Origin of the sequence: Faecalibacterium sp. An121 (assembly GCF_002160915.1) — a bacterium.
GTDB lineage: Bacteria > Bacillota > Clostridia > Oscillospirales > Ruminococcaceae > Faecalibacterium > Faecalibacterium avium.
Genome location: NZ_NFLM01000043.1, coordinates 1 through 5,142, shown reverse-complemented (window position 1 = coordinate 5,142; position 5,142 = coordinate 1). Strand labels below are relative to the sequence as shown.

Below are 5,142 nucleotides of genomic sequence, written 5' to 3'. Positions count from 1 at the left end.
GAATATATGCTGGATCATCTGCCGTCCCTGCGAAATTTGCACGGGAGACCCACTTGTCATCCTCAGAAACTTCACGCTGATAAAGGGTACGATTTTCCGTTTTGCAGACAGGCGTGCACCGTGAGACATATAAAGCACCGCATTGCCAGACGCGGGGTGGACAGTTCCTCTCATCTTGGAAAGCACCGCTGGGTTGTTGAGCGAACCTTTGCCTGGTTCCATCGATACAGGCGCCTGCTCGTCCGATATGAACGCAGAGCTGATATCCATTTGGCTTTTTTCACCCTTGCTGCCGCTTTGATCGCTTTTCGGTTTTGTTAGGTGTTCTTAGTCACAGCTTGACTGTGCTAAACCAATTATAAGGCTTTGGGGCTTCAGTGCGTGAAAGTGGGGCTGAAACTCCGGCAGGGTGGTGCTCAAATCGCGTGCAGATGGCTCACTGTAGCCGATTTTTGCAGCTATCCATGCAGTATTTCCGTAACCGCCCCATAATCCCCCGTCTAGCGTAAGCGCCTCACGAGACCCCGTACTTGACAACAGAAAAGGACCGGCCAAAGCCGGTCCCCTAGATTATTCCTGTTCAAAACAACTGCGCATGTAGTCGCTCCAGGGCATCAGGTCCTTGAGCAGTTCAGGATGCTGGCGGAAGTCCATGGAGGGAAGATTGGACAGCACAATGTGTAGGTATCCCCGCTCAGAAAGACCATTGGCACCGGCTGTTTCCACCAGGCTGTAAATCACAGCACTGGCTTTGGCTCCTTTTACTGTATCACTGAACAGCCAGTTCTTCCGTCCCACAGTAAAGGGACGGATGGCGTTCTCAGCAAGGTTATTCGAAATCTGGCATCTGGGGTCAAGCAGGTAGTTCTCCATGTAGGGCTGCTGTTTGCGGGCGTACTGCACAGCCTTTTTCAGATTTCCAGCCAGAGGCTGCCGTTCCAGCTCTTCCAGCCAGCACCAAAAAGCCCTGAGCATGGGTTTCTCCACCACAAGGCGCTGTTTCTGTCTTTCTTCGGCTGGCAGTTCTGCCAGTTTCTTTTCAGTTGCAAACAGCTGGTCACAGTAATCCCGGCCAACCTGTGCCGGTGTTAGAAGCCCTTTTGGTTTGCTGGATGCGGCAGGCATGGCCTCCACGAACTTCCGTCGCAGATGGGCCCAGCAGCCGCAGCGGGTAATATCCGGTACCTGGTTGTAGCCAGCATAGCCGTCGGTATGCAGGTATCCATGGAACCCCTCCAGAAACTTCTTTGGGTATTCGCCGCTGCGTCCGGGCTGGTACTCGTACAGAACAATGGGAGGCAGCCCATCCATGCCGGTACGGTAAACCCACATGTAAGACTTGGACTGAGCGGTCTTGCCGTTCTCTTTGAGGACCTGCACCACCGTCTCATCTGCATGCAGAACCTCTCTTTGCAGAAGCTCTTTCCGCATGGCATCCCACAGCGGCTCCAGCCAGTCTTCCGCGCACCGGATGATCCAGCGCGCCATGGTAGTCCGGCTGAATGTCACCCCCAGCTGTTTCCATGCTGCTTCCTGCCGGTACAGCGGCATGGCATTCACATACTTCTGGTACATGATTTCTGCCACCACCGAAGCCGCAACCAGACTGTGATTCAGCAACGGCTTTGGAACGGAAGCCCGCACAATGACACTGCGGCCTTTTTTGTGGCAGGCCGGGCACTTGTAACTCATCTGCCAGTACCGGACTAGCTTAAGTTTGGGCCGCTGGTATTCAAAGACTTCCCTTACCAGCTCTTTCCCGATCCAAACCAGTTTTCCTTTGCACCTCGGACAGATCCGCTCTTCTTCGTCCAGGTCGAAGATCCGATTTTCCGTCTCATTGCTGCTTGTTAATTTCCAACGGCCCGCTTCGCTTATCTTGTGGACGCCTCTCTGGTCTTTTTTGAACGGTTCCGGGGCATCTTCTTTGTACTCCAGCTCGGCTTCCGGGAATACGCCCAGGGGCTCTTCTTCCTCCTGCGCCGGCGTCGCCTCGCTGGAGCTGCCAAACCGCTTCTTCTGCAGCAGAGCAACCATCTCTTCCAAATCTCGGACTTCTTCCAGAAGAAGCCGCAGAGCTTTCTGCAGGTCCTGGATGTAGGCATCCTTCTCTTGTTCTGTTACTGGCTGCCGTTTCAGCAGCTCGGAAATGCCGGTTTCGATTTTCTGCATGGCAGCCTCCCGCAAGATTTCTGTATCCCATTATACAGCAAAACAGCTCGCAGCGCGAGCTGTCTGTGTAGAGAACTTCCTGCAAAAATTCTATGAGGTCTGCTGCAAAAACGGCCTGATTTTTTGTGGAAAACTTTTCCTCACAAAACGCACCGTTCTATGCTCTTGTTTGCTTTGGGCTGGTCAATGGAAAGGCCTTCGATTAGCCACCGGAATTCCTGCCAGCTCAGACTACGCATCTCGGCACAGCTGCGGGGCCATTGAAATCCTCCGCCATTCTCCATTCGCTTATACAGCAGAACAAATCCGTCTCCCTCCCACAACAGGGCCTTGATTCGATCCCGCCGTTTGCCGCAAAACAAAAACAGGCTATTGGAAAACGGGTCTAGCTCAAACTGCTGCTGTACGATCTGCGCCAATCCGTCTATTCCGCGCCGCAGGTCGGTGTACCCACAGGCCAGATAGATATGATCTACCCGGCTGATGTCACCCAGCATGCCGGATTCCTCGAATGACTGCGCTGATCTGTTCTGCGCTTGCGCCAGCTGGAAGCTCTACCAGGATATCCTGGATATGTAAGAGGATTCGATCTGAAGTTGCAGTACCACATATATTCTGCGGCACTTCCAGCTCCTGAAATTGAATTTCTGAATTTTGCGAAGTCAGCAGGCTATCTCTCATTTTCCGCTGCCACTTGTAAAAGCTGGACAAAGGAACGCCGTGTTCTGCACACCAGACTTTGATGGGCTGGCCGTTCTGTTTTGCAGCGGCGATGGTTTGAATCCATTGTTCTTCCCGAACTGCCATTGCTCTCTTTTCCATGTTTGCCTCCTCAATGGATTTTCTCGGAGAGGCCGTGTATTTTTAAGACCGCTCTCAAAAATACACAGCCACTCCATGGAACGATTTTCTCACTGGGAGACTGGGCTTGGCAAGTACACTGTTTCGTGGGGCGCTTACGTTTGTGCTTTGTCATTTTGGTTACTCCTTTTGTTTCTCTTGCAAGTCGAGTGTTGACTAAAATAATTCAACATCAAACTGCTCCGCCACCTTCATTTTCACCTCCAGCGTTTCCCGGATGGTAACATTATAATGCTTCATCGCTCACGCTTCTCTCTAAAACTGGGCAGCAAAAAAGAGCGTCCATTTTCAGAACACTCTTCGAAAAGATATTCGTTTTTATCGCGTCTTTTCCTGTTTCAGATGGCGGGTTGGAATCGCCAGCAGCTTACGCACCCGGCCCTCCAAATGCTTTTCAATGGCCTGCAAATGTTCTTCCGGCAGGTTGAGGCTTTCGTGGCGCTTGAACCGGAACCCGATCATACGGCGGAGCTGCTCTTTCTGCTTTGGCCCCATGACCTCCGCACACACTTCCTCATAGGAGATGTTGTAGGGGTTAGAACGGGTTTTGGCGTACTCGTCCAGGTTCGCATAATCTTCCTTGCCGGCATAGCAAAACAGGGACAGCCCGTTGTCAAAAATGGGGGCGGGCGCAAGGATGCTGCCGCTGTGGTTATCCCGCAGGACGCCAAAGTTTCCAAAGTGGCGGTCCTCATTGTAGATCAGAGCGTCAAACACCAGCATACTGCGGATTTGCTCAGAAAACACCGGCCCCAGCTTGTCATAGTAAGCAAGGCAGGCGGCAATGCCCCCGGTTCGGACAATGCGCCCGATGGGGATATAGGCCGTGTCGATGTTGGTAAACAGGGCGCATTTAGAGGCGGTAATGCCTTTCCAGTTCTCCAGGTCATAATGCACGGCGTTCAGGCGCATGGTTTCCGCAATCTGCGAAGCATAATACTCGCAGTACGGCTCCCGGCCCGCATTGGACGCGCCGGTCGTGCCGCCCTTGTAGAGATAAATCCCATCATGCTCCACATAGCGCCACGCCTTGGGCAGCATACCGCCTGTGGTCAGCTCAGGGGATGTGGTAAACGCCTGCCTGCTCCCGCCTGCGCCGGTATAGGCCACCAGCGCCAGTATCTCGGAAAAGCGGTTTTCGTAAAGATTGTATTGGGAGAATTTCCCCTCAAATCCTTCCGGCACCACCCAATAGCTGTCGTTGAGTGACAGCCCCTTGCACACATCAATGATTCCCTTGGTATCGTTATGGCTAAGGCCAAGGGTTTTCAAAATCTCATCCGCAAAGGCGCGGTTTTTGGGGATCACCCGCCGTTCCAGCCAATGAATGATGCCCTCGCCGGTGCGCTCCATATCCAAAGGCAGCAAATGAGCCTGCTCCTCGTTGGTGTATAAGATTTCAGCCACAAGGCCGGACAAGCCCTGCTTTTCCATGGAAAAGCGCATTAGCTCCGTATCATAAATGCGGAGACTGTAAACCTTACTCATAGGCTCTTCCTTGTCGTTCAGTTCTAGTGAAACATCCTTCCCCAGCGCCGAGGCGATTTTTAAGATCATATCAAGCGTGGGGTTCTGTATCCCACTTTCCAGGCGGTTAATGCCGGAACGCTGGATTCCCAGCCGCCTTGCCAGTTCTGCCTGGGAAATGCCCTGTTCCAGACGGGCCTCCACAAGCTGGGATATGATTTTCTGCCGTTGACGCAGTTCCTCCATACTCTCACCTCACCGCTTTAATGTTAACATATATGATAACAATTTGCAAGAGGGAGAATCTGTCGAAGCTGCAAACCTGGCAACTCGCCGCTCTGGCTCTTTGCCATGGCTGCCCCGAATGGGAATCCCCAGCCGATGGCATAGAAAATCGTTCACATTTTCACTGGACGGCAGCAATGTCACGGCGAAGGCGGGAATCGGTTTTTACAGCAAGATCGACCTTGGCATTGCAAAATACCATTTTGAACTTGGCGCCGGAGCGGAAAACTTCAGCTGGAACGTAAGCGCCCCACGAAACAGTGTACTTGCCAAGCCCAGTCTCCCAGTGAGAAAATCGTTCCATGGAGTGGCTGTGTATTTTTGAGAGCGGTCTTAAAAATACACGGCCTCTCCGAG

At 52.6% G+C, this 5,142-nt stretch carries 6 protein-coding genes; 2 read left to right on the top strand and 4 right to left on the bottom strand.

Annotated features, from left to right (window positions below; translation table 11 throughout):
- The coding region (locus tag B5E66_RS12505; RefSeq protein WP_143407003.1) for a transposase at positions 1-321 on the top strand (321 nt) is incomplete at its 5' end.
- 249 nt (positions 322-570) lie between these two features.
- Here B5E66_RS12505 and tnpC read toward each other — a convergent pair.
- From tnpC to B5E66_RS12485, 4 genes are all read right to left on the bottom strand, one after another.
- Complete coding sequence (gene tnpC, locus B5E66_RS12500) at positions 571-2,187, bottom strand: IS66 family transposase (RefSeq protein WP_242958205.1); 1,617 nt, start codon at positions 2,185-2,187, stop codon at positions 571-573.
- Positions 2,188-2,312: 125 nt separating this feature from the next.
- Positions 2,313-2,669 (bottom strand): IS66 family insertion sequence element accessory protein TnpB, encoded by a 357-nt coding sequence (tnpB, locus tag B5E66_RS12495; protein ID WP_087233766.1) that lies wholly within the window; start codon positions 2,667-2,669, stop codon positions 2,313-2,315.
- Positions 2,659-2,994 (bottom strand): IS66 family insertion sequence element accessory protein TnpA, encoded by a 336-nt coding sequence (gene tnpA, locus B5E66_RS12490; RefSeq protein WP_087233763.1) that lies wholly within the window; start codon positions 2,992-2,994, stop codon positions 2,659-2,661. Before tnpA ends, tnpB begins: the two co-directional genes overlap by 11 nt.
- Before the next feature lie 357 nt (positions 2,995-3,351).
- Complete coding sequence (locus B5E66_RS12485; protein WP_087233759.1) at positions 3,352-4,746, bottom strand: XRE family transcriptional regulator; 1,395 nt, start codon at positions 4,744-4,746, stop codon at positions 3,352-3,354.
- 118 nt (positions 4,747-4,864) lie between these two features.
- On the opposite strand from B5E66_RS12485, the gene B5E66_RS12480 reads away from it, so the two are divergent.
- Positions 4,865-5,110 (top strand): nitroreductase family protein, encoded by a 246-nt coding sequence (locus B5E66_RS12480; RefSeq protein WP_087233756.1) that lies wholly within the window; start codon positions 4,865-4,867, stop codon positions 5,108-5,110.
- Positions 5,111-5,142: the final 32 nt, after the last annotated feature.